The organism is Streptomyces sp. NRRL S-378, assembly GCF_000720645.1.
Lineage (GTDB): Bacteria > Actinomycetota > Actinomycetes > Streptomycetales > Streptomycetaceae > Streptomyces.
On sequence record NZ_JOBX01000036.1, the window covers coordinates 32,800 to 59,384 of the forward strand.

26 protein-coding genes are annotated in these 26,585 nt (G+C 71.9%); 17 read left to right on the plus strand and 9 right to left on the minus strand.

Annotated elements, in window-relative coordinates; genetic code table 11:
• Positions 1–8: 8 nt before the first annotated feature.
• The 3 genes from IH80_RS0123920 to IH80_RS0123930 all read left to right on the plus strand — a co-directional run bounded on the left by IH80_RS0123920 (position 9) and on the right by IH80_RS0123930 (position 1,626).
• The gene (locus IH80_RS0123920) at positions 9–227 is read left to right on the plus strand and encodes an exodeoxyribonuclease VII small subunit (protein ID WP_199819303.1); all 219 of its coding nucleotides are present in this window, start codon (positions 9–11) and stop codon (positions 225–227) included.
• Positions 228–325: 98 nt separating this feature from the next.
• The gene (locus IH80_RS0123925; protein ID WP_030963191.1) at positions 326–919 is read left to right on the plus strand and encodes a malonic semialdehyde reductase; all 594 of its coding nucleotides are present in this window, start codon (positions 326–328) and stop codon (positions 917–919) included.
• Positions 920–1,137: 218 nt separating this feature from the next.
• Positions 1,138–1,626 (plus strand): hypothetical protein, encoded by a 489-nt coding sequence (locus IH80_RS0123930; protein WP_030963192.1) that lies wholly within the window; start codon positions 1,138–1,140, stop codon positions 1,624–1,626.
• Between the two features lie 73 nt (positions 1,627–1,699).
• On the opposite strand, the gene IH80_RS0123935 is transcribed toward IH80_RS0123930, so the two are convergent.
• Positions 1,700–2,218: a DUF4245 domain-containing protein gene (locus IH80_RS0123935; protein WP_030963193.1), complete on the minus strand. Its 519-nt coding sequence runs from the start codon at positions 2,216–2,218 to the stop codon at positions 1,700–1,702.
• A 327-nt stretch (positions 2,219–2,545) separates the two neighbouring features.
• Here IH80_RS0123935 and glpX point away from each other — a divergent pair, with 327 nt between their 5' ends.
• Positions 2,546–3,577, plus strand: coding sequence for a class II fructose-bisphosphatase (gene glpX / locus IH80_RS0123940; RefSeq protein ID WP_030658724.1), 1,032 nt, complete (start codon positions 2,546–2,548; stop codon positions 3,575–3,577).
• 164 nt (positions 3,578–3,741) lie between these two features.
• Here the strand turns inward: glpX and IH80_RS0123945 are convergent, their stop codons facing one another.
• Positions 3,742–4,152 carry a WhiB family transcriptional regulator gene (locus IH80_RS0123945; RefSeq protein WP_030963194.1) on the minus strand — a complete coding sequence of 137 codons (411 nt, stop codon included), beginning with the start codon at positions 4,150–4,152 and terminating at the stop codon, positions 3,742–3,744.
• 222 nt (positions 4,153–4,374) lie between these two features.
• On the minus strand, positions 4,375–5,043 hold the full coding sequence (locus IH80_RS0123950) for a DUF1707 SHOCT-like domain-containing protein (protein WP_030963195.1): 669 nt from the start codon (positions 5,041–5,043) through the stop codon (positions 4,375–4,377).
• Positions 5,044–5,265: 222 nt separating this feature from the next.
• On the opposite strand from IH80_RS0123950, the gene IH80_RS0123955 reads away from it, so the two are divergent.
• Both IH80_RS0123955 and IH80_RS0123960 read left to right on the plus strand, forming a co-directional pair.
• On the plus strand, positions 5,266–6,930 hold the full coding sequence (locus tag IH80_RS0123955) for a fumarate hydratase (protein ID WP_030963196.1): 1,665 nt from the start codon (positions 5,266–5,268) through the stop codon (positions 6,928–6,930).
• A 142-nt stretch (positions 6,931–7,072) separates the two neighbouring features.
• Positions 7,073–7,690, plus strand: coding sequence for a hypothetical protein (locus tag IH80_RS0123960; protein WP_030963197.1), 618 nt, complete (start codon positions 7,073–7,075; stop codon positions 7,688–7,690).
• Here the strand turns inward: IH80_RS0123960 and IH80_RS0123965 are convergent, their stop codons facing one another.
• Positions 7,691–8,047, minus strand: a complete 357-nt coding sequence (locus IH80_RS0123965; protein ID WP_030963198.1) for a hypothetical protein — start codon at positions 8,045–8,047, stop codon at positions 7,691–7,693.
• Between the two features lie 53 nt (positions 8,048–8,100).
• Here IH80_RS0123965 and IH80_RS0123970 point away from each other — a divergent pair, with 53 nt between their 5' ends.
• On the plus strand, positions 8,101–8,871 hold the full coding sequence (locus tag IH80_RS0123970) for a glycerophosphodiester phosphodiesterase (protein WP_030963199.1): 771 nt from the start codon (positions 8,101–8,103) through the stop codon (positions 8,869–8,871).
• A 182-nt stretch (positions 8,872–9,053) separates the two neighbouring features.
• Here IH80_RS0123970 and IH80_RS0123975 read toward each other — a convergent pair whose 3' ends face one another.
• Positions 9,054–10,580, minus strand: a complete 1,527-nt coding sequence (locus IH80_RS0123975) for a ricin-type beta-trefoil lectin domain protein (protein WP_030963202.1) — start codon at positions 10,578–10,580, stop codon at positions 9,054–9,056.
• A gap of 109 nt (positions 10,581–10,689) precedes the next feature.
• Between IH80_RS0123975 and IH80_RS0123980 the strand changes: the two genes are divergently transcribed.
• From IH80_RS0123980 to IH80_RS0123990, 3 genes are all read left to right on the plus strand, one after another.
• A complete protein-coding gene (locus IH80_RS0123980) occupies positions 10,690–12,093 on the plus strand; it encodes a class II fumarate hydratase (RefSeq protein ID WP_030963204.1) in 1,404 nt (467 codons plus the stop codon).
• A gap of 113 nt (positions 12,094–12,206) precedes the next feature.
• A complete protein-coding gene (locus IH80_RS0123985; RefSeq protein WP_030963205.1) occupies positions 12,207–12,926 on the plus strand; it encodes a DUF402 domain-containing protein in 720 nt (239 codons plus the stop codon).
• A gap of 308 nt (positions 12,927–13,234) precedes the next feature.
• Positions 13,235–15,475, plus strand: a complete 2,241-nt coding sequence (locus tag IH80_RS0123990) for an ATP-binding SpoIIE family protein phosphatase (RefSeq protein WP_030963207.1) — start codon at positions 13,235–13,237, stop codon at positions 15,473–15,475.
• A gap of 63 nt (positions 15,476–15,538) precedes the next feature.
• Here the strand turns inward: IH80_RS0123990 and IH80_RS0123995 are convergent, their stop codons facing one another.
• Positions 15,539–17,827, minus strand: coding sequence for a transglycosylase domain-containing protein (locus IH80_RS0123995; protein WP_030963208.1), 2,289 nt, complete (start codon positions 17,825–17,827; stop codon positions 15,539–15,541).
• A 231-nt stretch (positions 17,828–18,058) separates the two neighbouring features.
• Between IH80_RS0123995 and IH80_RS0124000 the strand changes: the two genes are divergently transcribed.
• The 5 genes from IH80_RS0124000 (at position 18,059) to IH80_RS0124020 (ending at position 22,865) form a co-directional block, all read left to right on the plus strand.
• Positions 18,059–18,967 (plus strand): SPFH domain-containing protein, encoded by a 909-nt coding sequence (locus IH80_RS0124000; RefSeq protein ID WP_030963210.1) that lies wholly within the window; start codon positions 18,059–18,061, stop codon positions 18,965–18,967.
• The gene (locus IH80_RS0124005; protein ID WP_030963211.1) at positions 18,964–19,197 is read left to right on the plus strand and encodes a hypothetical protein; all 234 of its coding nucleotides are present in this window, start codon (positions 18,964–18,966) and stop codon (positions 19,195–19,197) included. Before IH80_RS0124000 ends, IH80_RS0124005 begins: the two co-directional genes overlap by 4 nt.
• Positions 19,198–19,303: 106 nt before the next feature.
• Positions 19,304–19,828, plus strand: coding sequence for a PadR family transcriptional regulator (locus IH80_RS0124010; RefSeq protein WP_030963213.1), 525 nt, complete (start codon positions 19,304–19,306; stop codon positions 19,826–19,828).
• Positions 19,825–20,517 carry an ABC transporter ATP-binding protein gene (locus IH80_RS0124015; RefSeq protein WP_030963214.1) on the plus strand — a complete coding sequence of 231 codons (693 nt, stop codon included), beginning with the start codon at positions 19,825–19,827 and terminating at the stop codon, positions 20,515–20,517. Before IH80_RS0124010 ends, IH80_RS0124015 begins: the two co-directional genes overlap by 4 nt.
• On the plus strand, positions 20,514–22,865 hold the full coding sequence (locus IH80_RS0124020) for an ABC transporter permease (protein WP_030963215.1): 2,352 nt from the start codon (positions 20,514–20,516) through the stop codon (positions 22,863–22,865). Before IH80_RS0124015 ends, IH80_RS0124020 begins: the two co-directional genes overlap by 4 nt.
• Before the next feature lie 54 nt (positions 22,866–22,919).
• Here IH80_RS0124020 and IH80_RS0124025 read toward each other — a convergent pair whose 3' ends face one another.
• Positions 22,920–23,912, minus strand: a complete 993-nt coding sequence (locus tag IH80_RS0124025; protein ID WP_386399397.1) for a hydrogen peroxide-inducible genes activator — start codon at positions 23,910–23,912, stop codon at positions 22,920–22,922.
• 92 nt (positions 23,913–24,004) lie between these two features.
• Between IH80_RS0124025 and IH80_RS0124030 the strand changes: the two genes are divergently transcribed.
• Both IH80_RS0124030 and IH80_RS0124035 read left to right on the plus strand, forming a co-directional pair.
• The gene (locus IH80_RS0124030) at positions 24,005–24,559 is read left to right on the plus strand and encodes a peroxiredoxin (RefSeq protein ID WP_030774574.1); all 555 of its coding nucleotides are present in this window, start codon (positions 24,005–24,007) and stop codon (positions 24,557–24,559) included.
• A gap of 3 nt (positions 24,560–24,562) precedes the next feature.
• On the plus strand, positions 24,563–25,099 hold the full coding sequence (locus tag IH80_RS0124035; RefSeq protein ID WP_030850439.1) for an alkyl hydroperoxide reductase: 537 nt from the start codon (positions 24,563–24,565) through the stop codon (positions 25,097–25,099).
• 76 nt (positions 25,100–25,175) lie between these two features.
• Here IH80_RS0124035 and IH80_RS0124040 read toward each other — a convergent pair whose 3' ends face one another.
• Positions 25,176–25,883: a hypothetical protein gene (locus IH80_RS0124040; RefSeq protein WP_030963218.1), complete on the minus strand. Its 708-nt coding sequence runs from the start codon at positions 25,881–25,883 to the stop codon at positions 25,176–25,178.
• Positions 25,884–25,891: 8 nt separating this feature from the next.
• On the minus strand, positions 25,892–26,581 hold the full coding sequence (locus tag IH80_RS0124045) for a hypothetical protein (RefSeq protein WP_030963219.1): 690 nt from the start codon (positions 26,579–26,581) through the stop codon (positions 25,892–25,894).
• Positions 26,582–26,585: the final 4 nt, after the last annotated feature.

The following is a 26,585-nucleotide window of genomic DNA, read 5'->3' on the forward strand; positions in this document are numbered from 1 at the left end:
ACAAGGGAATGGCAGAGGCCGATACGGCGCTGGGGTACGAGCAGGCCCGCGACGAGCTCATCGAGGTGGTCCGCAAGCTGGAGGCCGGGGGGACCTCGCTGGAGGAGTCCCTCGCGCTCTGGGAGCGCGGCGAGGAGCTGGCGAAGGTGTGCCGGCACTGGCTGGAGGGGGCCCGGGCCCGGCTGGACTCGGCGCTGGCGGCGCGCGAGGCCGCCGGGGAGGAGTGAGCCCGGTCACGACCCCACGGGTTTAGTTGAAAGTTAATCTACTTCCGCCGTAGAGTCGTGGACATCGCTCCACCTCTGCATGGAAGAAGGCTTTCCCGATGTCTCTCGTACTTGACTCCGCCGCGCAGGACCTGCTGTTCCGGGAGGCCCGCACCGCCAACTCGTTCTCCGACGAGCCGGTGACCGAGGAGCAGGTCCAGGCGATCTACGACTTGGTGAAGTTCGGCCCGACCGCCTTCAACCAGACCCCCCTGCGCATCACCCTGGTCCGCTCCCCCGAGGCCCGCGAGCGCCTCGTCAAGCACATGGCCCCGGGCAACGACGCCAAGACCGCGACCGCCCCGCTGGTCGCGATCCTCTCGGCGGACAACGAGTTCCACGAGGAGCTCCCGCAGCTGCTGCCGCACTTCCCGCAGGCCAAGGACGCGTTCTTCTCCGAGCGCCCGGTCCGCGAGCAGTCCGCACTGCTGAACTCCGCACTGCAGGCCGCGTACTTCATCATCGGCATCCGCGCCGCCGGCCTGGCCGCGGGCCCGATGACCGGTGCCGACTTCGCCGGCATCCAGAAGGAGTTCCTGGACGCCGACCACACCCCGATCATGGTCGTCAACATCGGCAAGCCGGCCGCCGAGGGTGCCTGGTTCGACCGCTCCCCGCGCCTGGCCTTCGACGAGGTCATCACCACCGTCTGATCGCCTCCGCGGCTACGCGAGGTACGCGAGGTACGCGAGGTACGCGAGGTACGCGACAAGGGCCGTGGCCCCCGGATCACCGGGAGCCACGGCCCTTCGTGCACGTCCGCCTCGTCCGCCCCGCCCGCCCCGCCCGTCTGGGCCGTACCGGCGGATCCGGGGCGGCCACGGGCGTGGGACGGGCCCGGCCGACGGGATTGCTGCCACCCTCGTCATCCATGGACGTCAGCACCTTCTACGCCCTGTTCTCCGCCACCTGCTTCACACTGGTCGGCCTCTGGTGGAACGTCGTCCAGAGCCACCACGACTGGATGCGCGAACCCGCCCTGCGGCGCGTCGTGGGCGGGATCTACCTGTCGTTCCTGCTGCCCGCGCTGATGGGCCTGTTCGCCCAGATCGGCGGCACCGAGCAGCCGCAGGTCTGGCGGGCGGCCTTCATCGTCCTCGCGGTGGTCGGCTGCGTCTGCACGCTGCGGCTGCTGGCCCGGGCGCGCGGTGACCGCTTCCTGATCTGGCAGCAGGCCGCGGCCGCGCTCCTCTACGCCCTGATCGCGGTGGTCGGCGCCTTCCCGGAGCTCGCCGAGCCCTTCGGGCTGCGGCCCATCCAGGCCGAGGCGCTGATGCTGATCGGCCTGATCGTGCTGGGGCACGCCCTGGTCTGGCGGTTCATGGCCGGTGAGGGCCGCGCCGCCGAGGACGCGCCCTGAACCGCCCCGCGGACCGCCCCCGGACCCTTCCGAGGCCGCTCGGAGGCCGCCTCCCAGGCCACCTCCGGGCCCCCTAGCGGCCCTGCTTGAACTCCAGTGCCGACGCCAGCTTGCCGAGCTGCTCGAAGGAGGCCGTGCCGGTCACCACCGTGACGTAGCCCTGCTCCCGCCGCACGAGGGCGTCGTACTTCTCGCCTTCCCAGCGCTCCCAGGACGTGTCGCCGACCTGCTGCGTCCGGCCGGAGGCCGTGGCGCTCCGGGTGACCCGCTCCAGGTACTTCACGGAGGTGTCGGTGGACTGCTCCACCGCCGCGTACTGCCGCTCCGGGTCGAGGAAGCCCAGGTGCCAGGCGTCGGCCTTCTTGCGCTCGTACGTCACCGAGGTCGCCCGCCACTGCTCCGGGAGGCCCACGGGGGCGGCCACCGGGTACGGGGCGGCGCGCCGGGCCGTGATGGTCTCCACCCGGTAGTCGACCGTGCGCGTGGGATCGGCCTTGTCGTCATGCGGGACGAAGAGGTAGATCCCGGCGACGACGACACCGATCACCGCCAGCGACCGGACCATGTCCCAGATCGTCTGCTTGCCTTTCATACCTGCCACGGCACCATCGTCCCGTATCGCCGGGGGGCGATCACCGCCGGGGTCGCGCGGGCGCGCCGCGCGGCGCACTCTTGAGTCGGCCGCCGAGTACGGGCCGGGGACCCGCCGGGGATCCGCGCCTACCCGCCGAGCGCCCCGCCCCGCGCGCTGCCGGGCTCCCCCGCCCGGTCGCCGCACCCGTCGCAAGGCGTCCGCTCAGGACAATCGAATGACCGATATTCCGCTCATACGTGACCCGCCCTGCTCAATATGTCGACGTACCGATAGAGTTCCAGCACCCTCACTTCCGGCCGTCGCCGTACAGAAAGGTGCGCTCCGATGACCGAGCACAACCTGCCGCCCCAGCTCGAAGTCTCCCCGGAGGCCCCCGACCGCAACCTCGCGCTCGAACTCGTACGGGTCACCGAGGCGGCCGCCATGGCCGCCGGCCGGTGGGTCGGCCGCGGTGACAAGATCGGCGCGGACGGCGCCGCGGTCAACGCGATGAGGACCCTGATCTCCACCGTCTCGATGAACGGCGTCGTCGTCATCGGCGAGGGCGAGAAGGACGAAGCCCCGATGCTCTTCAACGGGGAGCAGGTCGGCGACGGCACGGGCGCCGAGGTCGACATCGCCGTCGACCCGATCGACGGCACCACCCTGAACGCCAAGGGCATGCCGAACGCCATCGCCGTCCTGGCGGCCGCCGACCGCGGCACGATGTTCGACCCGTCCGCCGTGTTCTACATGGACAAGCTGGTCACCGGCCCCGAGGCGGCCGACTTCGTCGACATCAACGCCCCGGTCTCGGTCAACATCCGCCGGGTCGCCAAGGCCAAGGGCATGCACGCCGAGGACGTCACGGTCGTCATCCTGGACCGCCCCCGCCACGAGGGCATCGTCCGGGAGATCCGCGAGACCGGTGCGCGCATCAAGTTCATCTCCGACGGAGACGTGGCCGGCTCCATCATGGCCGCCCGCGAGGGCACCGGCGTGGACCTGCTCCTGGGCATCGGCGGCACCCCCGAGGGCATCATCTCGGCCTGTGCCATCAAGTGCCTGGGCGGCGTGATCCAGGGCAAGCTGTGGCCCAAGGACGACGCCGAGCGCCAGAAGGCCATCGACGCCGGGCACGACCTGGACCGGGTGCTCACCACCACCGACCTGGTCTCGGGCGACAACGTCTTCTTCGTCGCCACCGGCATCACCGACGGCGAGCTGCTGCGCGGCGTCCACTACCGCTCCCAGACCGCGACGACGTCCTCGCTGGTCATGCGCTCCAAGTCCGGCACCATCCGGAAGATCGACTCCACGCACCGCCTGTCGAAGCTGCGCGCCTACAGCGCGATCGACTTCGACCGCGCGCAGTAGGAGGCGGGGGCACAACGCGAGAGGGGCGGTCACCGTGTGCGGGGGTGACCGCCCCTCTCGCGTGTCCGCGTGCGAGGTGCGGGGGACGCACGGGGCGCCCGTGAGGTACGTACGCACGTACCTCAGACGCGGACCACGGCCGCCCGGCCACGGCGGTGGCGGGCTCAGCCCGCCGCGGCTATCGACCCCGCGCCGGGGGCCTGCCGCAGCTCGGCGGACCTGCGGCGCATCCGCGCCAGCACCACCCGGCGCTCGGCCGCGGTGAGCCCGCCCCAGACCCCGTACGGCTCGGGCTGAAGCAGCGCGTGCTCGCGGCAGGCGACCATCACCGGGCAGCGGGCGCAGACGCGCTTGGCGGCCTCCTCGCGGGACAGCCGGGCGGCCGTCGGCTCCTTGGACGGGGCGAAGAACAGTCCCGCCTCGTCCCGGCGGCACACCGCCTCCGCGTGCCATGGGCCGTCCTCCGCCGCCCTGGCCGGCACCCGCGGCTTCGGCACGGCCGACGGGCTCGCCCCAGGACCCTGAAGGCTCTTCACGGCGGCTACCTGCAGGGACTGATGCGGCGGATGCGGCACGGTCTACTCCTGACGACGTATACGTGAGCGAGAGACGACGCACCTGTCCCTACCCGCTGTACGCCCCCCTATGCACTGTGTGCCACGGGGCGCCCGGGGTTCGTCCGAAACGAGACCCTCCGCATCCGGATGCGGCGCACCACCGCCCGTACCGGCCGCCGGGGCGGCAACGCGCCGGCGGCCGCGCCGGCCGTCACGTCAGCCCTCGCACCGGCCCTCGCGTCAGCCGTCGAGGTGCTTGCGCGGCTTGTTCGCCAGGTCGACCAGGCGGGCGCCCATCCTGGGCCGGGCCTCGATGTTGCCGAGGAGGGAGAAGCCGCGGACGATCACCACGGGCGCCTGCGGGTCGGTCTCCCCGCGGCTCTCGCCGCGCACGTCGAAGTTGCCGAGGACCCCGCTGCCGTAGCCGCGCAGGGTGACGTTCTCCGGGACCAGGATCTCCACGTTGCCGAGGACGGAGGTCACGTTGATCTCGGTGACCTGCTGCTCGAAGACCGCCTGGGTGAGGTCGATGGTGATGTCGCCCATGACCGAGACCGCGCGGGTGTGCGCGCCCGGCCGCCAGCGGCCCTTGCGGCTGGAACTGCTGCACACGGCGACGATGGTCTCGGCGGCCGGGCCGACGGCCCCTGGGTACGTGGATGCGGACGCCGGCTGTGGCGCGGCATGGGCACCGCCGGGTGCGGGCAGATCCCCTACGAGAACTTCCAGCTCGCCGACCGTCTTGACGGCGTACAGCGTGTCCAGGCGCTCGGAGTGCTCCTCGGCGGTCAGCCTGCCCTCGGCGAGGGCGTCGCCGAGGATCTGTGCGATCCGGTCCCGGTCGGCGTCGGAGGCGCGCAGCCCGGCGGGGGCCGGCGCGGGGGCGGAGGGGTGCTTTTCCAGGTCCACGACGCCAGCATAGCGAGACACGATAGATCGCGATACTACCGAGCGACCCCGAGTGGACCCGGAGCCGACCCGGAGCCGACCCGGACCTGACCCCGAGCGGGCCCCGGTGGACCCCGAGTGAGCCTTACCTCACAAACACAGGCCGGGCGAGAGGTTCTACGCTGGTGGACTGCGCTGCCAATGTGGTCGTCAGTGCTGTCTGCCGAGTGAGGAATGGCCCCAATGCCGGAGTTCGCGTACACCGACCTGCTGCCCCTGGGCGAGGACACCACCCCCTACCGGCTGGTGACCGCCGAGGGCGTCTCCACCTTCGAGGCGGACGGCCGTACGTTCCTCAAGGTCGAGCCTGAGGCGCTGCGCAAGCTCGCCGAAGAGGCCATCCACGACATCCAGCACTTCCTGCGCCCCGCGCACCTCGCGCAGCTGCGCCGCATCATCGACGACCCCGAGGCCTCCTCGAACGACAAGTTCGTCGCCCTGGACCTGCTGAAGAACGCCAACATCGCGGCGGCCGGCGTCCTGCCGATGTGCCAGGACACGGGCACGGCGATCGTCATGGGCAAGCGCGGCCAGAACGTCCTGACCGAGGGCGGCGACGAGGCGGCCCTCTCGCGCGGCATCTACGACGCCTACACCCGCCTGAACCTGCGCTACTCGCAGATGGCGCCCCTCACCATGTGGGAGGAGAAGAACACCGGCTCGAACCTGCCCGCGCAGATCGAGCTGTACGCGACCGACGGCGGCGCGTACAAGTTCCTCTTCATGGCCAAGGGCGGCGGCTCCGCCAACAAGTCCTTCCTCTACCAGGAGACCAAGGCGGTCCTCAACGAGGCCTCCATGATGAAGTTCCTGGAGGAGAAGATCCGCTCGCTCGGCACGGCGGCCTGCCCGCCGTACCACCTGGCGATCGTGGTCGGCGGCACCTCCGCCGAGCACGCGCTGAAGACCGCGAAGTACGCCTCCGCTCACTACCTGGACGAGCTGCCGCGCGAGGGCTCGCCGCTGGGCCACGGCTTCCGCGACGAGGCCCTGGAGCAGCAGGTCTTCGAGCTCACCCAGAAGATCGGCATCGGCGCGCAGTTCGGCGGCAAGTACTTCTGCCACGACGTCCGCGTCGTGCGCCTGCCCCGCCACGGCGCCTCGCTGCCCGTCGCGATCGCCGTCTCCTGCTCGGCGGACCGCCAGGCCACCGCGAAGATCACCGCCGAGGGCGTCTTCCTGGAGCAGCTGGAGCGCGACCCGGCCCGTTTCCTGCCCGACACCACGGACGAGCACCTCTCCGAGTCCTCGGACGTCGTCTCCATCGACCTGAACCAGCCGATGGACGAGATCCTCGCGACTCTGACCGAGCACCCGGTCAAGACCCGCCTGTCGCTGACCGGCCCGCTGGTCGTGGCGCGCGACATCGCGCACGCCAAGATCAAGGAACTGCTGGACTCGGGCGCGGACATGCCGCAGTACCTGAAGGACCACCCGGTCTACTACGCCGGCCCCGCGAAGACCCCCGAGGGCTACGCCTCGGGCTCCTTCGGCCCGACCACGGCCGGCCGCATGGACTCCTACGTCGAGCAGTTCCAGGCGGCGGGCGGCTCCAAGGTCATGCTGGCCAAGGGCAACCGCTCCCAGCAGGTGACGGACGCGTGCGCCGCGCACGGCGGCTTCTACCTGGGCTCGATCGGCGGCCCCGCGGCGCGCCTGGCCCAGGACTGCATCAAGAAGGTCGAGGTCCTGGAGTACGAGGAGCTCGGCATGGAGGCCGTCTGGAAGATCGAGGTCGAGGACTTCCCGGCCTTCATCGTGGTCGACGACAAGGGCAACGACTTCTTCCAGAACCCGGCTCCCGAGCCGACGTTCACCCACATCCCGGTCCGCGGTCCCGGGCTGTAGTACCGCGCCGGCCGTGAGGGGCCCTCTGCCGTTCGGCAGAGGGCCCCTCGGCTGTTTCCGCCGATCGGCAGATGGAGCCGGGGGGCGTGGGCGGCGAGGCTCTTCCCGTAACCGACATGCTTGTGGAACACGGGAGTTGACGATGAAGAACCGTACGCGCGCCCTGGCCGTCGCCGGATCCGCCGCACTGCTGGGCACCTTGATGGCGGCCGCGCCCGCCCCGGCGGCGCCGGCCGCGCCGAAGGTCGCCTCGGTGCACGGGGGCGGCACGGTGCACTACCCGTACGTGCCCGCCTCGCACGACATCCGCTTCACGGTCGACGCCGAGTCGGTGCCCTGGAGCAGGCCCCGGAAGGCCGAGAACATGGAGCAGGGCCTGCCGACGGACGCACGGGGCCGGGTGACCGTCCACCACGCGATGCCGGACCAGGGCTTCACGGCCGTCGCCGAGGCCGAGGTGGACTGCATGGTGACGGGCGGCAGGACCGCCACGCTCACCGCGGTGGTCACGAGCTCGAACGTCGGCTGGGAGGGCAGGCGGATCGGCCTGAGCGTCCAGGACGGCGAGCGCGGCGCGCCCGACCGCGTCGGCTTCTCGTGGGGGATCGTGAACGTCGACGTGAAGCCCGACGGATCGGTCGCCGAGCCGACGGTCGGCACCTGCATGGCCCCGGCGCCCTTCACCGAGGTCACCAAGGGCGGCTTCAAGGTCACCCCGGCCCCGCTCGCCCCGCGGCCGGAGCCCCGGCCGCGGCCGTAGTCACGTCGTCGGCGCCCCCAGGTACCGGGCCTCGACGGGGGTGGCCCGGTACCCGTGCTCCCGCGCGGCCACGACCTCTGCGATGCTCAGCCCGTACACCCGGCGCAGCAGCGCGATCGGCACCCCGCCGGGCCCGCCGACCGGCAGGTGGACGGCGCCCTCCCGGGCGAGGATGCGCTCCCGGATCCACGGCGGGGGTACGCCCGCGCCCCGGTCGCACGCCAGGAAGGGGTAGCGCGTGCAGGACTCGTACGCCTCCCAGCGCAGCTCGCCGCCCTGGACGGACTGCCCTTCCTCCCGGACGCACTCCTCGCAGGGCTCGCAGTGCGCGACCCCGTACCTCTGCTGTTCCGCCATCGGGGCAGCATGCGGTACGGGGGCGCCCCGCGCATGCGGATAACGTCGGGGGCATGACGCACACGCAGCTCCGTACCGACCGCGCCGTCCGGGTCGTCGCCCATCGCGGGGCCTCCCACGAGCACCCCGAGCACACCCTCGCCGCCTACCGGCAGGCCATCACCGACGGTGCCGACGCGCTCGAATGCGACGTACGGCTCACCGCCGACCACAAGCTGGTCTGCGTGCACGACCGGCGCGTGGAGCGGACCTCCGACGGGCGCGGGGTGGTCTCGGAGATGACGTACGAGGAGCTGTCCGCCCTCGACTTCGGCGGCTGGAAGGGCCCGGAGCACCGCGGGGCGCAGGTGCTGCTCTTCGAGGACCTGCTGAAGGAGGCGCTGGCCGCCGACCGGCCCGTCGGGCTCGCCGTGGAGACCAAGCACCCCACCCGTGCGGGCGGCAGGCTGGAGGCCGAGCTGGTGCGGGTCCTGAGGGAGCACGGGCTGGCCGACGGCCGGGCGGGGCTGGTCGAGGTGATGAGTTTCTCGCGCAACGCCCTGACCAGGCTGAACCGGCTCGCGCCGGGCCTGCCGGCCGTCTACCTGATCGAGCGCCGGCTGCGGCCGGTCCGGCCGCCGTTCGCGGGGCATGCCGGCCCGGGCATCGACCTGGTGCGCAGGGACCCGGGGCTGGTGGGGCGGCTGAAGGCGAAGGGGCTGGCGGTACGCGTGTGGACGGTGGACGAGCCGGCGGACGTGGAGCTGTGCGTGCGGCTCGGGGTGGACACCCTGATCACCAACCGGCCGCGCGAGGTGCGCGAGCAGCTGGAGGCGGCCCGCTGAGGCGGGCCTCGGCCCCTGCGCAGGGGCCCTTGTGCCGGGCGTGGGTGCGGCCCAGGACGCGCGACAGCCGCAGGATCGTGGCTGCGGGGGGCTGAAGCCGCGCTGGAAGACACCCGGCCGGGGTGCGCCGGCCGGGCGTGGGGGGTCCGGGTGGGAGAGGGGCGGTCAGTGCGGAGCGCCGGTCATGCGAAGCGCTGGTTCGCGGATCCGTTGCAGGGCTGGAGGCGCAGCGGTTCGTGGGCGGCGGCCACGGTCAGGCACATGCCCGGGGCGGCGGCGGGCCGCAGGGTGGCGCCGTCGCGGAGGAACTGCTGGTTGGCTCCGCCGTGGCAGTTCCAGATGACCAGGCCGGTGCCGGAGCCGTAGTTCGCGCCGGGGGCGTCGAGGCAGCGGTCCTGGGTCAGCTCGATGTGGACGGACTTGCGGGCGGTGTCGTACCACCAGCCCTGGTTGCGGCCGCCGTGACAGTCCCAGCCGACGGTCCTGGTCCCGTTGGCGCTGGAGCCGCCGGAGGAGTCGAGGCAGTTGCCGGTGGCCTCGTTCCTGAGCGGTGCGAACCTGTCGTCCCAGGCCCCGGCCTGGAGGACGGGCCTGCCGGTGCTCGCGGGGTCGGCGCAGGAGGCCTCGCGCAGGCCCGAGTCGTAGAGCTGGGTCAGGCAGGACGCGAAGGCGCCGTGTCCGCGGTAGTTGGGGTGGAAGGACTGGCGGGCGGTGTTCTCGTCCCAGGGGAAGTGGTCCCCGAGGTCCAGGTAGAGGCCGCGGGCCCAGGTGTCCTCCATGCACACCTCGTGGCCGTGGAAGAGGCGGGAGTTGTCGAGGTAGATCGCGCCGGAGGCCAGGGCCGCCGCGCGCATGCCCTTCTCGAAGGTGGGTACCGCGTAGTTGCGGCCCCAGGTGGCGTCCGAGTCGTAGCCGGCGCAGCCGCCTGGCAGCTTCCCGGGGAAGTCCGGGTTGTCGTAGAAGTCGGGGCCGATGGGGCTGGGGTAGCCCATCACGACGAGTTTGTAGTCGGCGTCGGCGTAGCCGGCGTCGCGCATGACCGTCCTGAGGTCGGCGACCGTGGCTTCCACCTTGGGCCTGAGGCCGTCGACGCGGGCCTGCCAGCCGGGTGCGTACTTGGGCTCGCAGGTGCCCTGGATGAGCACCCAGCGGGTCACGCAGTCGGTCATGACCGGGCCGAACTGCAGGTCGTCGTTGGCGCCGGCGACCAGCAGGACCATCTTGATCCTGGTGTTGCGGGCCTTGATGGCGAGGCTGTCGCTCTGCACCAGCTCGTCGGCGTACTGCTTGCTGCCGCCGATCCTGATGTTGCCGGTGTAGCCGCCGGAGCAGGCGACGTTGAAGGTCAGGTCGGCCGGGATGCCGGTGCGGTGGATCGCCGCGTCGGGCGAGCGGTGGCACTGGTTGTTCGGGGTGTTGGTCGCCGGGTCGTAGGTGCCGACGCCCTCGCCGGATATCTCGCTGTCGCCCAGCGAGATCAGGCCGGTCCTGCGGTCGGCCTGGGGGCGCACGGCCGGGTCGCCGTAGATCTTGACGGCTTCGGCCGCGCGGATCGCCTCCAGCTCGGGCGGGAGGGGTTTGACGACCCCGGTGGTGGTGGCCGCCTGGGCCATGGGGGTGACGGCGGTGACGCCCCCCAGGGCGGCCGCGAACGCCGCGACGGCGGCGAAGGTAGATCTGAGCGTGGATCTCGTGCGGGAACGTGCCATGGACGCCTCCCCTGATATCGGTGTTACCCCCGGTATTTACTGGCCAGTAGGGGAGTTGGGAACACTTCCAACAAGAGAATTGCTCACCTTTTTTGAGGAGGCAGCAGACATGACAGACGATCAGCAGGCCGGAGAGTTCCGGACGGAGCACGACTCCATGGGCGACGTACGGGTGCCCCTGCACGCCAAGTGGCGGGCGCAGACCCAGCGCGCCGTGGAGAACTTCCCCGTCTCGGGGCAGCGGCTGGAGCGGGCCCACATCGCGGCCCTCGCCCGGATCAAGGCCGCGGCGGCGCTCGTGAACGCCCGCCTCGGCGTGGTGGACCAGGACGTGGCCGACGCGATCCGGTCCGCGGCCGCCGAGGTGGCGGAGGGCCGCTGGGACGACCACTTCCCCGTGGACGTCTTCCAGACCGGCTCCGGGACCTCGTCCAACATGAACACCAACGAGGTGATCGCCACCCTGGCCACCGAGCGCCTCGGCCGGGACGTGCACCCCAACGACCACGTCAACGCCTCGCAGAGCTCGAACGACGTCTTCCCGTCGTCCATCCACATCGCCGCGACCGCCGCCGTCGCGAACGACCTGGTCCCGGCCCTGGAACACCTCGCCGCCGCGCTGGAGCGCAAGGCGGCCGAGTTCGACCGCGTGGTCAAGGCGGGCCGGACCCACCTGATGGACGCCACCCCGGTCACCCTCGGCCAGGAGTTCGGCGGCTACGCGGCCCAGATCCGCTACGGCGTCGAGCGGCTGCGCTCGTCCCTGCCCCGTCTGGCCGAACTCCCCCTGGGCGGAACCGCGGTGGGCACCGGCATCAACACCCCGCCCGGCTTCTCCTCCGCCGTGATCGCCGAGGTGGCGGTCGCGACGGGACTGCCGCTGACCGAGGCCCGCGACCACTTCGAGGCCCAGGGAGCGCGGGACGCACTGGTGGAGACCTCGGGCATGCTCCGTACGGTCGCCGTCTCGCTCACCAAGATCTGCAACGACCTGCGCTGGATGGCCTCGGGCCCTCGGACCGGATTGGCCGAAATCAGCCTCCCGGACCTCCAGCCCGGCTCCTCGATCATGCCCGGGAAGGTCAATCCGGTGGTCCCGGAGGCCGTCCTGATGGTCGCCGCACAGGTCATGGGGAACGACGCCACCGTCGCGGTGGCGGGTGCCGCCGGCAACTTCGAGCTCAACGTGATGCTCCCGGTGATGGCCAGGAACCTCCTCGAATCGATCCGGCTGCTGGCCGCCGCGAGCCGCCTGCTGGCCGACCGCACGGTCGACGGGATCACCGCCGACGAGGCCCGGGCCAGGGAGTACGCCGAGTCCTCGCCCTCCGTGGTGACCCCGCTCAACCGCTACATCGGCTACGAGGAGGCCGCGAAGGTGGCCAAGCGGTCCCTCGCCGAGCGCAGGACGATCAGGGAGGTCGTGCTGGAGTCCGGCTACGTGGAGCGCGGTGCCCTCACCCTGGAACAGCTCGACGAGGCCCTGGACGTCCTGCGCATGACGCGTCCCTGACCGGCCGTCCGCACCCCCCGGGGCGGGGGCCGGATCCGATCGTTCACCGTCCCCGAACCGCTCGGTGACCTGCACCGCAGCGGGCGCAGGGGCCCCCGCCCTAAGATCTGCGCATGACAGGTACCTTCGAGTCCGGGGGCGGCCGGACGCCGGGCGCGCCGACCGGCGCCGCGCGGGGCACGCGCTGGGCGCCCGGGGACCGGATCCTCTGGCGCTACCGTGACCACACCCCGGGGCGGACGGGCGCGGTGCACATCTGCCGCCCGGTGACCGTGGTGCAGGACACCGACGAGATGCTCGCCGTCTGGATGGCCCCGGGCACCGAATGCGTCAAGCCGGTCCTCGCCGACGGCACCCCCGTCCACGAGGAACCGCTCGCCACCCGCTACACCGCGCCGCGCACCACCGTGCGCTCGCGCTGGTTCGGCGGCGGTGTCCTGAAACTGGCCCGCCCCGGGGACCCCTGGTCGGTCTGGCTGTTCTGGGGACCGGGCTGGCAGTTCAAGAACTGGTACGTGAACCTCGAGGAGCCGCGGTCCAGATGGGCCGGAGGAGTGGATTCCGTGGACCACTTCCTCGACATCGCCGTCTATCCCGACCGCAGCTGGAAGTGGCTGGACGAGGACGAGTTCGCCCAGGCCCAGCGGTCCGGCCTGATGGGCCGTGAGCAGGCGCTGCGGGTACGGGAAGCCGGTCGCGCGGCGGTCGCGGCGATCGAGGAATGGGCCGCTCCGTTCTCGGCCGGCTGGGAGGACTGGCGGCCGGATCCGGCCTGGCGGATTCCGGCCCTGCCGGAGGACTGGGACCTCACCCCGGCGCATATGACCTCATGAGACCCTTGATGCGCCCCCGGGGTTCAAACGTAGGATCGTCCTCCGCGAGGTCACGCGCTCGAGGCGGTGCGGTCGGGCCGCACATCAGCAAGTGTCTTTCCGTACACGGGATCTGACCGGAGGTCGACACACGACGAGAGGCGACGACGGGGCGGGGGTCCGCCCGGGGCGCTCCCGGCCGTGCGGCCGGGGGAGAAGTTCGAGCGAGGAACCTCTGGGCGATGGTGCCCGGGCCGCTGAGCGGGTATACCGCGACTGACCGAGTTGAGTGCAGCGCACATCGAGCGCAAACGGACGGAATTCCACGCGTGACGGAGTACCCCACCTCCCAGGAGGGCCCGCAGCCCGTCGCCTCCGGCGGAGGTACGGACGAGGCCGGCCACGGCAAGGCGCCCATCGCCGCCACCGAGGCCGTACGCACGCATGCCACGGGCGCCGGAGCCGGCCCCGCGGCCGAGCCGGGCGCGGCGGCCGCCGCGGCGGCTTCCGACGTGCGGGCCGCGCGCTCGGCGGCGGGCCCGGCCGCGGGGCTCCCCCGGCCTCGCGGAGCGGCGTCGGCGGAGGTCCCCGCCGCTGCGGGCTCCGGCCCGGGCCAGAGCCACGACAACGCCCGTCCCCGGAACACCGCGGACGCCGCCGAGCCCCACGACGGCGCCGTGCGCGCCGCGGGGCCCGGTCCGGCCCCGGCGGGCGCCGGGGGCGGCACTGCGGGCCTCCAGGGGGCCGGCGGGGCCGGAACACCGGCAGGGGGCGCCCCGGACGCGACCGCGGCGCGCCGCGAGGGGGACCGGCTGCGTTTCGTCGGCGCCGCCACCCGGCGGATCGCCCGCGGCATCGACCTCGACGAGATCGTCCTCGGCCTGTGCCGGGCCACCGTCCCGACCTTCTCCGACGCCATCCTCGTCTACCTGCGCGACCCGCTCCCGGTCGGCGACGAACGGCCCGTCGGCCCGGTCGTTTTAAGGCTGCGCCGCACCGACCGGCTGCGGCCGATCGACGACCTCACCGACATCAGCAGCACCATCGGCGCGGGGATGGACCTCGCCGGGGCCGCGGGGGCCACCGGCGAGCTCGACTTCAGCCAGCTGCCGCTGGTCGGCCCCCAGGGTGACCTGCCCGCGGCGGAGCTGTGCGAGATCCGGCCCGGTGGCGCGCTCGCCGAGGTGCTGCGCGGCGTCCGGCCCGTCTTCGGGTCCTCCGCCGCCGCCCGCACGGCGCTGCCCGAGCTGCTCGGGCTGGACCATCCGCTGCCGCGCGGCAACCGGGCGGTCCTGGCGCCCCTGCGCGGCCGCCGCCGGGTGATCGGCGCCGCGGTCTTCCTGCGCAGCCCCGAGCGTCCGGCCTTCGAGCAGAACGACCTGCTGGTCGCCGCCCAGCTGGCCACCCACACCGCGCTCGGCATCGACAAGGCGGTCCTCTACGGCCGCGAGGCGTACATCGCCGACGAACTGCAGCGCACCATGCTGCCCGACAGCCTGCCGCAGCCCACCGGGGTGCGGCTGGCCTCCCGCTACCTGCCCGCGGCCGAGACGGCCCGGGTCGGCGGCGACTGGTACGACGCCATACCGCTGCCCGGCAGCCGGGTGGCGCTCGTCGTCGGCGACGTCATGGGGCACTCCATGACCTCCGCCGCGATCATGGGCCAGCTCCGCACGACCGCCCAGACCCTCGCGCAACTGGACCTGCCTCCCGCCGAGGTGCTGCACCACCTGGACGAGCAGGCGCAGCGCCTGGGCACGGACCGCATGGCCACCTGCATGTACGCCGTCTACGACCCGGTCGCGCACCGGATCACCATCGCCAACGCGGGCCACCCGCCGCCGGTGCTGCTGCACCTGGGCGGCCGGGCCGAGGTGCTGCGCGTACCGCCCGGCGCCCCCATCGGCGTCGGCGGCGTGGACTTCGAGGCCGTGGAGCTGGACGCGCCCGCCGGAGCCACGCTGCTGCTCTACACGGACGGTCTGGTGGAGTCGCGGCTGCGGGACGTGTGGACCGGCATCGAGCAGCTGCGCGAACGCCTGGCCACCACCGCCCAGCTGACCGGCCTGGACCACCCGCCGCCGCTGGAGGCCCTCTGCGACGACGTCCTGGACATGCTGGGCCCGGGCGACCGGGACGACGACATCGCGCTGCTCGCGGCCCGCTTCGACGGCATCGCGCCCAGTGACGTCGCGTACTGGTTCCTGGACCCGGAGGAGACCGCTCCGGGCCGGGCCCGGCGGTTCGCCCGCCGCGCCCTGACCCGGTGGGGTCTGGAGGAGCTGAGCGACTCGCTGGAGCTGTTGGTGAGCGAGGTGGTCACCAATGCCGTCCGGTACGCGGAGCGGCCCGTGACGCTGCGTCTGCTGCGGACGGACGTGCTGCGCTGCGAGGTCGGCGACGACTCCCCGCAGCTGCCGCGCCAGCGCCGGGCGCGGGACACCGACGAGGGCGGCCGCGGCCTGTTCCTGGTCAACCGGCTGGCCCGCCGCTGGGGCGCGACCCGGCTCAGCAGCGGCAAGGTCGTCTGGTTCGAGCTGCCGCTGCCGGCTGCGGGCGAACGGCGCTGACCGTACGCGGGTGAACGAAAGAGCGCCGCCCCGCAGCCTGCTCGGCTGCGGGGCGGCGCCGTGTCAGTTGCCGCTGCTCTGGTGCTCACCCAGGACCGGCGGGTCCGGCGGCTTGGGGCCGTTGGTCTTGGTGGCCGTGGCCGTCGGGGACGTCGTCCCGCTGGGCGTCGGTCCCGTCTTGGTCGCGGTGGGAGTCGGCGACGTCTGGGTCGGGGACTGCGTCGGGCTGGTGGTAGCGGTCGTCGGGCTGGAGGACGGGGTCGTCGAGGCGGTCGGCGAGGTGCTGCGGGACGGCGTCTGCACGGCGCCCATCTCGGCCTCGGTCAGCTGGAACTTGCCCGTGTTGGCGCCCTTGAGGGCGGCGAGGGTGTACGCCTTCCAGATCGAGGCGGGGAAGCTGGAACCGCCCGCGCGCCCCAGGCCGGCGGTACCGGTCAGGGTGACCTGGCTGTGGCTGTTGGGGTCCTCGCCGAACATGGCGACGACGGTGACCAGCTCCGGCGTGTAGCCGGTGAACCAGGCCGCGACGTTGGACTCGGTGGTGCCGGTCTTGCCGCCCGCCTCGTAGGCGCTGCTGCGGACCTTGTTGCCGGAACCGCCCTCGTCCTCCACGACGCCCTGGAGCACCTTGGTGACGGTGTCGGCGGTCTTGCGGCTGATGGCCTGGCTGCCCACCGCCTGCTGGGGGGTGAACTCGCGGTCCTTGTGCTCGGCCTGCTTGATGATGGTCGGCGTGACCTTCTTGCCGTGGTTGTCGAAGGTGGCGTAGACGCCGGCCATTTCGACGGTGTTCGCGCTCATGGTGCCCAGGGCCATGGCCGGCTTGTCCTCGGGCCAGCCCTCGCGGTCCTGCATGCCCAGTTCCAGAGCCGTCTTCTTCACGTTCGGCGGCTTGACGTCCACGATCATCTGCGCGTAGACGGAGTTCACCGAGAAATTGGTCGCCTCCTGGACCGTCATCATCGGGTTGCCGTAGTTCGTGTTGTCCTGGTTCTGCGGGTTGAACGGGATCTTGCTGCCGACGACCGGGCGCTTGCTCGTGCCGTCGTAGAGCGCGTTCGGAGTGATCGGCTTGCCGTCCTGGGTGTTGGAGGCGTTCTCCAGGGCGGAGGCGAGCACGATCGGCTTGAAGGTCGAGCCCGGCTGGTAGTCGGTGCGCAGGGCGTTGCTCGCGGACTTCTCCTCCAGGCCCACGCCGCCGTACATGGCGACGATGGCACCGGTCTTCGGGTCCACGGAGGTGGCGCCGGCCTGGACGCTCTGGTCCTGCGGGCGGTTCTTGGTGTCCTTGCGGTCGAGCTTGGACTCCAACTCGTCGTGGACCGCCTTCTCCAGCGCGCCCTGCTTGTTCTTGTCGACGTTGAGCGTGATGTTCCAGCCGCCGGCCGTGATCATGGCGTCGGTGACGCCCTGCTTGTTCAGCTCGTCGTTGGCGGCCTGGACCAGGTAGCCCTTCTGCCCCTCCATGCCCGGGCGGGGCTTGGGCTTGATGGGCGGCGGGAGGGTCATCGTCTTGCGCTTGGCCGGGTCGAGCTCGCCCATCTCGACCATGTTGTCGAGGACGGCGTTGAAGCGGATGTTGACGAGCTTGGTGCCGTTCGGTCCGGCGGTCGCCAGGTCGTACTGGCTCGGCGCCTGGATGACGGCGGCCAGGTAGGCGCCCTGCTCCAGGGTGAGCTGTCCGGCGTCGACGCCGTAGAAGGCCTGGGCGGCCGCCTGGATGCCGTAGGCGTTGCGGCCGTAGAAGTTGGTGTTCAGGTAGCCGGCGAGGATGTCGTCCTTCTCCATACGCCGGTCGACCTTGAGGGAGATGACGAGTTCCCTGAGCTTGCGGGTCGCCGACTGATCCTGCGTCAGGTAGTAGTTCTTGACGTACTGCTGAGTGATCGTCGAGCCGCCGGCCGTGCCCTTGCCCCGGACGGTGTTGAACAGACCTCGGGCCACGCCCATCAGGTCGACGCCCTGGTCCTGGTAGAAGGACTTGTTCTCGATGGCGATGAAGGCCGTGCGGACCTCCGGCGGGATCTTGTCGAGGGTGACGATCTCGCGGTTCATCTTGCCGGTGTTGGCCATGATCGAGCCGTCGGACCACCGGTAGGTGTTGCTCTGGAGCGTCGCCTGCTTGTTCGGGTCGGTGGGTTCGTTCACCGAGAAGTAGAGGACGAAGGCCGCGGCCATGAGGAGCAGGATCATCCCCAGGAAGGCCCCGAGCATCTTCTTCCAGGTGAAGAAGCGGCGTATGCCCGTGCGCTTCCCGGCGCCCCCGCCTCCCTTGGCGCCCTTCGCGCGTCCGCTCGGCGCCCGCCGCGCACCGCGCTGCTGCTGCGCCTTACGCGCTTCTGCTCGGCCCATCGCTCCCGCTCCGCTCGATTACCCCCCGACGTCAACTCAGAAAGCTAACACCGCAGGCTGTGACAAAGTTTGGCCAATCCGGACTAATTCCGGTCATTTCGGACGTGAGAATCAGCACCCACATCACAGGAACCGACGCTCAGATAAGCGGATGGGTTGCCATTGCGCAAAAAAGTGATATCACTTTGCTAACCGGCCCGACCGGCCGTGCGCACAGAAACGGGGCGAACCATGACGAACCACATAGTCGATCCTGACGGAGTACGGGAGTTCACCGCGCGCAGCGTCGGCGGCGCACTCGCGCTGCTGCTCGGACTGGCCGGCCTGCTCGCGGGCGCGGGTCTGGTGGTGGGCGGTGCAGTGGCGACGGCGACCGGGGCCAAGGTGGCCCTGATCGTGACCGGCGTGGTCCTGGGCCTCGCGTCCGTGATCGCGATGAGCGGTCTCAACACGGTGGCGCCGGGCGAGGCCCGGGTCGTCCAGCTCTTCGGCCGCTACCGCGGCACCATCCGCGCCGACGGTCTGCGCTGGGTCAATCCGCTGACCTCGCGCGAGAAGATCTCCACCCGGGTGCGCAACCACGAGACGGCCGTCCTGAAGGTCAACGACGCCTACGGCAACCCGATCGAGCTGGCGGCGGTCGTGGTGTGGCGGGTCGAGGACACCGCGCGGGCCGTGTTCGAGGTGGAGGACTTCACCGAGTTCGTCGAGACGCAGACGGAGGCCGCGGTCCGGCACATCGCGATCGAGTACCCGTACGACGCCCACGAGGAGGGCGGCCTGTCGCTGCGCGGCAACGCCGAGGAGATCACCGAGAAGCTCGCGGCCGAACTGCACGCCCGGGTGGAGGCCGCCGGTGTGCAGATCATCGAGTCGCGGTTCACGCATCTCGCGTACGCTCCTGAGATCGCCTCCGCGATGCTCCAGCGCCAGCAGGCGGGCGCCGTCGTGGCGGCCCGCAAGCAGATCGTGGAGGGCGCGGTGGGCATGGTCGAGCTCGCCCTGACCCGGCTGGCGGAGGAGGAGATCGTGGACCTCGACTCGGAGCGCAAGGCGGCCATGGTCTCGAACCTGATGGTCGTCCTGTGCGGCGACCGCGCCGCACAGCCGGTGCTCAACACGGGCACCCTCTACCAGTGACCCCCTCCGGCGAGGAGAAGCCCGCAGGCCGGCAGACGCGCAAGCAGGTGCTCCTGCGACTCGACCCGCAGGTGTACGACGCGCTGGCCCGCTGGGCGGGCGAGGAGCTGCGCAGTGCCAACGCGCAGATCGAGTTCCTGCTCCGCCGGGCCCTCGCCGAGGCCGGCCGGCTCCCCTCGGCCCCAGGCCCCATCCCCCGCCGGGGCAGGCCGCCGAAGCCCACGAACTGACCGCGGCCGAAAGCCGCTTCCGCGCCGTGCACGGGAGCGGCTTTCGCGTTCCCGCAGGCCAGAGGTCTATACACTCAACGTATACACGCGATGTATAGTCGGCTCCATGTCCATCGGTCACACCCTCCTGGGCCTCCTTGAGGCCGGCCCGCGCCACGGCTACGACCTGAAGCGGGCCTTCGACGAGAAGTTCGGCCACGACCGCCCCCTCGCCTACGGGCAGGTCTACTCGACCATGTCCCGGCTGCTGAAGAACGGCCTCGTCGAGGTCGACGGCATAGAGAGCGGCGGCGGCCCCGACCGCAAGCGGTACGCCATCACCGACGCCGGCATCACCGACGTCGAGGCCTGGCTCTCCCAGCCCGAGAAGCCGGACCCGTACCTCCATTCGACCCTCTACACGAAGGTCGTCCTCGCCCTGCTCACCGGCCGCCGCGCCGACGAACTGCTGGACACCCAGCGGGCCGAGCACCTGCGCCTGATGCGCGTGCTGACGACCCGCAAGCGCAAGGGGGACCTCGCAGACCAGCTGGTCTGCGACCACGCCCTGTTCCACCTCGAAGCGGACCTGCGGTGGCTGGAGCTCACCGCCGCCCGCCTCGGCCGGCTCGCCGAGGAGGTACGCCGATGACGGCCGCCCCGGCGGGCTCCCTGCTCGCCGCCACCGGCCTGCGCAAGGCGTACGGGAGCACCAACGCCCTCGACGGCGCCGAGTTCTCCATCCACGCCGGCGAGGTCGTCGCCGTCATGGGCCCCTCCGGCTCCGGCAAGTCCACCCTGCTGCACTGCCTCGCCGGGATCGTCCCGCCCGACTCCGGCTCCATCGTCTACGCCGGCCGCGAGCTCACCTCCATGGACGACGCCGAGCGCAGCGCCCTGCGCCGCACCGAGTTCGGCTTCGTCTTCCAGTTCGGCCAGCTCGTACCGGAACTGACCTGCGTGGAGAACGTCGCCCTCCCGCTGCGCCTGACCGGAGTCAAGCGCAAGGAGGCCGAGCGCACCGCCCTGCACTGGATGGAACAGCTCCAGGTGGAGGACCTCGGCGCCAAGCGGCCCGGCGAGATATCCGGCGGCCAGGGGCAGCGGGTGGCCGTCGCCCGCGCCCTCGTCACCGGCCCCCGGGTGATCTTCGCCGACGAGCCCACCGGGGCCCTCGACTCCCTCAACGGCGAACTCGTCATGCAACTGCTCACGGAGGCCGCCCGGTCCGCGAACGCCGCCGTCGTGCTGGTCACGCACGAGACGCGCGTGGCCGCGTACTCCGACCGCGAGATCGTCGTGCGCGACGGCAGGTCCCGCGACATGGAGCGGATCGTATGAGCCGGCTGCAGGTATGGACCCGCGACCTCGGCATGGGCGCCCGCTTCGCCTTCGGCGGCGGCCGCGAGGGGTGGATCCGCACCCTGCTCACCGGGGTCGGCGTCGGTCTCGGCGTCGCACTGCTGCTGATCAGCACCGCCATCCCCGGGGCCCTCACCGCCCGGTACGAGCGGGGCGACGCACGGTCGACGATGCACTCCGACACGGCCGACGCCCCGGGACCCGACACCCTGCTGTACGCCCGGATCGGACAGACGTACCACCGCAAGGACATCGAGGGGCACGTGCTGCGGGCGGAGGGCCCGGACGCTCCGCTGCCGCCGGGCCTGAAGAAGGTCCCGGGCCCGGGCGAGTTGGCCCTCTCCCCCGCCCTGGACCAGCTGCTGAAGTCCTCCGAAGGCGCCCTGCTGCGCGAACGGCTCGACGGACCGGTCAGCGAGATCGTCGGGGACCAGGGCCTGGTCGGCCCCGGCGAACTGCTCTTCTACCTGGGCAGCGACACCCTCACCAAGAACGGCCCCGAGGACCACCGCGTCGAGCGCATCACCAGCTTCGGCTACGAGGCGGACCGCGACACCCTCGACCCCGTCCTCATGCTGATGGTCGTCCTGACCTTCGTCGCCCTCCTGATGCCGGTCGCCGTGTTCATCGCGACCGCCGTCCGCTTCGGCGGGGAACGGCGCGACCGCAGGCTCGCCGCGCTGCGGCTGGTCGGCGCGGACAGCAGGATGGTGCGCCGCATCGCGGCCGGCGAGGCACTGGCCGGCTCCCTGGTGGGACTGGTGCTGGGCACCGGCTTCTTCGCCGTCGGCCGCTCCCTGGTCGCAAGCGTCAGCCTCCAGCAGCGCAGCGTCTTCCCCGCCGACCTCGACCCCGCGCCCTGGCTGGCCGTCCTGGTCGCCGTCGCGGTGCCCGCGGCGGCGGTGGCCGTGACCCTGTTCGCGCTGCGCGGTGTGGTCATCGAGCCGCTCGGGGTCGTCCGCACGGCCAAGCCCTCCCGGCGCCGCATCTGGTGGCGGCTGCTGCTCCCGCTGGTCGGGCTCGGTCTGCTCGTGCCCATGGACGGCCGCGGCAACGACCACGGCAGGTTCAACCAGTGGCAGGTCAGCGGCGGCGTGGTGCTCCTGCTGGTCGGGATCACGGTGCTGCTGCCCTGGCTGCTGGAGCGTTCCGTCGGGAGGATGTCCGGGGGCCCGGTCTCCTGGCAGCTGGCCGTACGCCGGCTCCAGGTCAGCAGCGGCAGCGCCGCCCGCCTGGTCAACGGCATCGCGGTGGCCGTCGCCGGGGCCATCGCCCTCCAGATGCTCTTCGCGGGTGTCGAGGGCGACTACACCAGGTCGACCGGCCAGGACCCCTCCAGGGCCGCCGTCGCCGTCATGGTCAACCGCGCGTCGGACGCGACGATCGACGAGCTCGCGCAGCGGATCGCCTCCGTACGGGGCGTCACCCGCGCGGTCCCGCTGACCTCCGCGCAGGCCGCCCACCGGATGCCCGCGGAGGAGGACACCCTGCAGGTGACCGTCGGCACCTGCGACGCGCTCGGGGAGGTCGCCACGCTCGACTCCTGCACGGAGGGCGACGCCTTCGTCCTGACCGGCCCGTCCTCCACGGGGATCTACGGGGGCACGGCGAAGCCCGGCGACGAGCTGTTCGTCGGCAACGTCCATCGCTACGCGTCCGAGCCGGACGACCGGCCCGGTCCGGTGAAATGGCAGGTCCCGGCGGGCGCCCGTACGGTCCCCGCCCGGGAGGACCCCTCCGGACAGCTGCGCACCGGCCTGCTGGTGACCCCGTCGGCCGCGCCGAAGCAGCTGGGCGACTTCCCGGACGCCCGGATCTTCGTGCAGGTCGACGAGTCCGGTCCGGACGCCCTGGACCGGGCGCGCAACGCCGTCTTCAAGGCGGACCCGTTCGTCACGGCGATGACGCTGCGCCAGACCGAGCAGGCGGCCGGCTTCTCCTCGATCCGCACGGGGCTGTTCTTCGGCGCCGCCGCCGTGCTGGTCCTGATCGGCGCCAGCCTGTTCGTCTCGCAGCTGGAGCAGCTGCGCGAGCGACGGCGGCTGCTGTCCTCGCTGGTCGCCTTCGGCACCAAGCGCTCGACGCTGAGCCTGTCGGTGCTGTGGCAGACGGCCGTGCCGATCGTGCTGGGCCTGGTGCTGGCGGCCGCGGTGGGCACCGCCCTGGGTGCCGTCCTGATGGGGATGGCCGCCCAGCCGGTCCGGATCGACTGGCCGTCGGTGCTCGGGATGACCGGGGTCGGCGCGGGCGTGGTGGCCGCCGTGACCCTGCTCAGCCTGCCGCCGCTGCTGCGGATGATGCGCCCGGACGGCCTGCGCACGGAGTGACCCCCGTGCGCCCCTGACCCCGTACGCCCGTTCCCGGCGGCCCGACGACTCCCCCTAGTCGGTGGGCCAGACCGGGAGCGGGCGTACGGCTTCGCGCAGGGCGGCGGCGATCGCGGCGAACTCCTCCTGACGGGCGGTCCCCGTGCGCATGGCCAGGGCGATCCGCCGGGAGGGCGCGGGCTCGGCGAAGGAGCCGGTCGACAGGTACTCGTTGCGGGCGGTCTCCAGCCGCAGCGCGGTCCGGGGCAACAGCGTCACCCCCAGTCCCCCGGCGACCAGTTGTACGAGCGTGGACAGTCCGGCGGCGGTCGTGGTGACATCGGCCCCGGTGGTCCGCCCGGCCTCGCGGCAGATGTCCAGGGCCTGGTCCCGCAGGCAGTGCCCCTCGTCCAGCAACAGCAGCTGCAGGTCGCGCAGTTCGTCGAGCGGGATGTCCCGGCGTCCGGCCAGGGGGTGGTCGCGGGGGGCGAGCAGGACGAAGTCCTCGTCGAAGAGGGGAAGTTCGCTCACGCCGGGTACGCCGAGCGGCACCGCCAGCAGGAGCAGGTCCAGACGGCCGGCAGCCAGCCCCTCCAGCAGCGAGCTCGTCTGCTCCTCGTGCACCTGCAGGTCCACGCGGGGGTAGCGCCGGTGGAACAGCCCGAGCACGGTCGGCAGCAGGTAGGGCGCCACGGTGGGGATCACCCCGAGCCGCAGGACCCCGGTGAAGGGGGCCCGTACCGCCTCCGCCTCCTCCAGCAGCCCGCCGACGGCGTCGAGGACCACCTGCGCCCTGACGGCGATCCGCTCGCCCGCCGGGGAGAGCAGCACCTTGCGGGTGGTGCGCTCCAGCAGCTGCACGCCGAGGGCCTCCTCCAGCGCGGAGACGGCGCCGGAGAGCGCCGGCTGGCTCATCCCGATGGCCGCGGCGGCGTCACGGAAGTGCAGGTGCTCGGCGACCGCCGCGAAGGCGCGCAACTGAGCGAGGGTCGGTTGCTTCGCTCCCCTATTACCGACAGCCACTGATAGGTACCTCCGATCACCCACAGCAAGAGTAGCTATTTCCATAATCAATGCAGGCTGTGCCAGCATGTGAGACACGTCCAACCCCCTCGGAATGCCCCCAAAAAGGGTCATTTTCCATTGATCAAGGAGAGCGCGTGCTCACTGTTGGTGACAAGTTCCCCGCCTTCGACCTGACCGCCTGCGTCTCGCTCGAGGCCGGATCCGAGTTCGCGCAGATCGACCACAAGACCTACGAGGGCAAGTGGAAGGTCGTCTTCGCGTGGCCCCTCGACTTCACCTTCGTGTGCCCGACCGAGATCGCCGCCTTCGGCAAGCTGAACGACGAGTTCGCCGACCGTGACGCGCAGGTCCTCGGCTTCTCCCTCGACTCCGAGTACGTGCACCACGCCTGGCGCAAGGACCACGCCGACCTGCGCGACCTGCCCTTCCCGATGATGTCGGACATCAAGCGCGAGCTCTCCGCCGAGCTGGGCATCCTCGGCGAGGACGGCCTGCCGATGCGCGCCGTCTTCATCGTCGACCCGAACAACGAGATCCAGTTCTCGATGGTGACCGCCGGTTCCGTGGGCCGTAACCCCAAGGAGGTCCTGCGGGTCCTCGACGCCCTGCAGACCGACGAGCTGTGCCCCTGCAACTGGAACAAGGGCGACGCCACGATCGACGCCGGCGCGCTGCTGGCCGGTGAGTGACGGATGTCCCTCGACTCCCTGAAGGCGTCCGTCCCGGACTTCGCCAAGGACCTGAAGCTGAACCTCGGTTCGGTGATAGGCAACAGCGACCTCCCGCAGCAGCAGCTGTGGGGCACGGTCCTGTCCTGCGCGATCGCCGCCCGCTCCCCGCGCGTCCTGCGTGAGCTGGAGCCGGAGGCGAAGGCGAACCTCTCGCCGGAGGCGTACACCGCCGCCAAGTCCGCCGCCGCGGTCATGGCGATGAACAACGTCTTCTACCGCACGCGGCACCTGCTCTCCGACCCGGAGTACGGCACCCTGCGCGCGGGCCTGCGGATGAACGTCATCGGCAACCCGGGCGTGGAGAAGATCGACTTCGAGCTGTGGTCCCTCGCGGTCTCCGCGATCAACGGCTGCGGCCAGTGCCTGGACTCGCACGAGCAGGTCCTGCGCAAGGCGGGCGTCGACCGCGAGACGATCCAGGAGGCCTTCAAGATCGCCTCGGTGATCCAGGCCGTCGCGGTCACCCTCGACGCCGAGGCCGCCATCGCCGGCGAGTAACGGCATCCCGTACGACGCAGGGGCCCCGCGACCGTTTCCGGTCGCGGGGCCCCTGCGCTGTCGGCCCTTTGCGCTGTCAGCCCTTGCGCAGCGCGGCCATCAGCGCCCGCACGTCCTCGACGGCCGCCGCCGTCAGAGTGTCCTGGTCGGGCCGTGCCGACGGGGCCGCCCTCGTGTCGGTCTCCGCGTCCGGCGTGCCGAAGAACATCAGCTCGACGATGAACACCGCGCCGCCGTCACGGACGCGCAGCTGCAGACCGTCACCGGCCTCGGACCTGCGGACCAGCGCCTGCTCCCCCAGGCCGGGCATCTCCTCCCAGGAGACGTCGGCACCGAAGATCCGTTCGTCATACGAACCCAGCGCGAACTCGGGCGCCGGATCGCTCTTCTTGTGCAGCTCGACCAGGACCACCGCGGAGAACCCGCCCGAACCGCCCGGGCCGCCGCCGTCGTAGCTGCACGACGCCCAGTCCATGGCCGGATGCCGGCCGGTCCTGTTCGGGCTGGAGTCCGCGAAGCCGCCCATCGCCCGCCCGAGCGCCGGTGCCTCGAACTGCTCGCACAGGTTGTCCGGGACCGCGTACCGGACCTCCGGCCCCGCCGGCCGCATCCGGTCCCCGAAGGCGTACAGCCCGCCCGCCCACAGCGCGGACGTGACCACGACGGCCACCGCGACCCACCACCACGGCCGGCCCGGCCGCCGCGCGGGCACCGCGTCGTCCTGAGCGGCCTCCGGCGGGCGCGCCGACTCCCATGCCCCGTCGAGCTCGGGCTCGCTGATCATCCCGCCACCTACTCCTTCAACGCCGTCATCAGCGCGCGGGCGTCCTCGACCATCGCCGCCCGGAGCGCGGCGGTGTCGGCCGGGGTGTTCGGCTCACTGCCGGTGCCGGTGGCCAGGACGGTGAACACCGCACCGCCGTGCAGCACTTTGAGCTCGACCGAGCCGTCCCCGAGGCCCACGAGGAGCAGGGCGCGCTCCCCGAGCCCCCGGACCTCCTCCGTGCGCGCCGCATCCGTCTCCGTGAAAAACCGGGCCGAGGGCACGTCGAACTCGGGTCCGGGATCCGTCCTCCTGTGCAGATCGACCTGCGCCCGCACGGTGAGCGTGGACACGTCCTCACCGTTGTGCAGCATGCAGGTCGCCCGCCGCACGGCCGGGTGGTCGTCCTGCCGGTTCCGGGGCCCGTAGCGGTGCAGGTCCCCCGCGATCCTGCTCAGCGCCCGCGCCTCGAAGTCCTGGCACAGGTTCTCCGTCGCCCGGTACGAGAGGCCCGGCGCGGCGAGCCGGTCCCCCAGGGCGTACAGCCCGCTCGCCCACACCGCCGAGGCGAGCGCGGCCCCGCCCAGCGCCCACAGCCACGGCCGTCGCGCCCCCGCCCGGCCGGCCTCCCGTCCACGCGGTGGCGGCGCCTCCACCTGCTCCGCCTGCTGCGCGGGGCGGGTCTCCCCGGCCCCGTCGAGCTCCGGATCGCTGATCATGCGT

Excerpts from the sequence above, each read along its gene's own strand:
- IH80_RS0123920 (WP_199819303.1), top strand. The coding sequence starts at position 9 with ATGGCAGAGGCCGATACGGCGCTGGGGTACGAGCAGGCCCGCGACGAG.
- IH80_RS0123925 (WP_030963191.1), top strand. The coding sequence starts at position 326 with ATGTCTCTCGTACTTGACTCCGCCGCGCAGGACCTGCTGTTCCGGGAG.
- IH80_RS0123930 (WP_030963192.1), top strand. The coding sequence starts at position 1,138 with ATGGACGTCAGCACCTTCTACGCCCTGTTCTCCGCCACCTGCTTCACA.
- IH80_RS0123935 (WP_030963193.1), bottom strand. The coding sequence starts at position 2,218 with ATGAAAGGCAAGCAGACGATCTGGGACATGGTCCGGTCGCTGGCGGTG.
- glpX (WP_030658724.1), top strand. The coding sequence starts at position 2,546 with ATGACCGAGCACAACCTGCCGCCCCAGCTCGAAGTCTCCCCGGAGGCC.
- IH80_RS0123955 (WP_030963196.1), top strand. The coding sequence starts at position 5,266 with ATGCCGGAGTTCGCGTACACCGACCTGCTGCCCCTGGGCGAGGACACC.
- IH80_RS0123960 (WP_030963197.1), top strand. The coding sequence starts at position 7,073 with ATGAAGAACCGTACGCGCGCCCTGGCCGTCGCCGGATCCGCCGCACTG.
- IH80_RS0123965 (WP_030963198.1), bottom strand. The coding sequence starts at position 8,047 with ATGGCGGAACAGCAGAGGTACGGGGTCGCGCACTGCGAGCCCTGCGAG.
- IH80_RS0123970 (WP_030963199.1), top strand. The coding sequence starts at position 8,101 with ATGACGCACACGCAGCTCCGTACCGACCGCGCCGTCCGGGTCGTCGCC.
- IH80_RS0123975 (WP_030963202.1), bottom strand. The coding sequence starts at position 10,580 with ATGGCACGTTCCCGCACGAGATCCACGCTCAGATCTACCTTCGCCGCC.
- IH80_RS0123980 (WP_030963204.1), top strand. The coding sequence starts at position 10,690 with ATGACAGACGATCAGCAGGCCGGAGAGTTCCGGACGGAGCACGACTCC.
- IH80_RS0123985 (WP_030963205.1), top strand. The coding sequence starts at position 12,207 with ATGACAGGTACCTTCGAGTCCGGGGGCGGCCGGACGCCGGGCGCGCCG.
- IH80_RS0123995 (WP_030963208.1), bottom strand. The coding sequence starts at position 17,827 with ATGGGCCGAGCAGAAGCGCGTAAGGCGCAGCAGCAGCGCGGTGCGCGG.
- IH80_RS0124000 (WP_030963210.1), top strand. The coding sequence starts at position 18,059 with ATGACGAACCACATAGTCGATCCTGACGGAGTACGGGAGTTCACCGCG.
- IH80_RS0124010 (WP_030963213.1), top strand. The coding sequence starts at position 19,304 with ATGTCCATCGGTCACACCCTCCTGGGCCTCCTTGAGGCCGGCCCGCGC.
- IH80_RS0124015 (WP_030963214.1), top strand. The coding sequence starts at position 19,825 with ATGACGGCCGCCCCGGCGGGCTCCCTGCTCGCCGCCACCGGCCTGCGC.
- IH80_RS0124020 (WP_030963215.1), top strand. The coding sequence starts at position 20,514 with ATGAGCCGGCTGCAGGTATGGACCCGCGACCTCGGCATGGGCGCCCGC.
- IH80_RS0124025 (WP_386399397.1), bottom strand. The coding sequence starts at position 23,912 with ATGGAAATAGCTACTCTTGCTGTGGGTGATCGGAGGTACCTATCAGTG.
- IH80_RS0124035 (WP_030850439.1), top strand. The coding sequence starts at position 24,563 with ATGTCCCTCGACTCCCTGAAGGCGTCCGTCCCGGACTTCGCCAAGGAC.
- IH80_RS0124040 (WP_030963218.1), bottom strand. The coding sequence starts at position 25,883 with ATGATCAGCGAGCCCGAGCTCGACGGGGCATGGGAGTCGGCGCGCCCG.
- IH80_RS0124045 (WP_030963219.1), bottom strand. The coding sequence starts at position 26,581 with ATGATCAGCGATCCGGAGCTCGACGGGGCCGGGGAGACCCGCCCCGCG.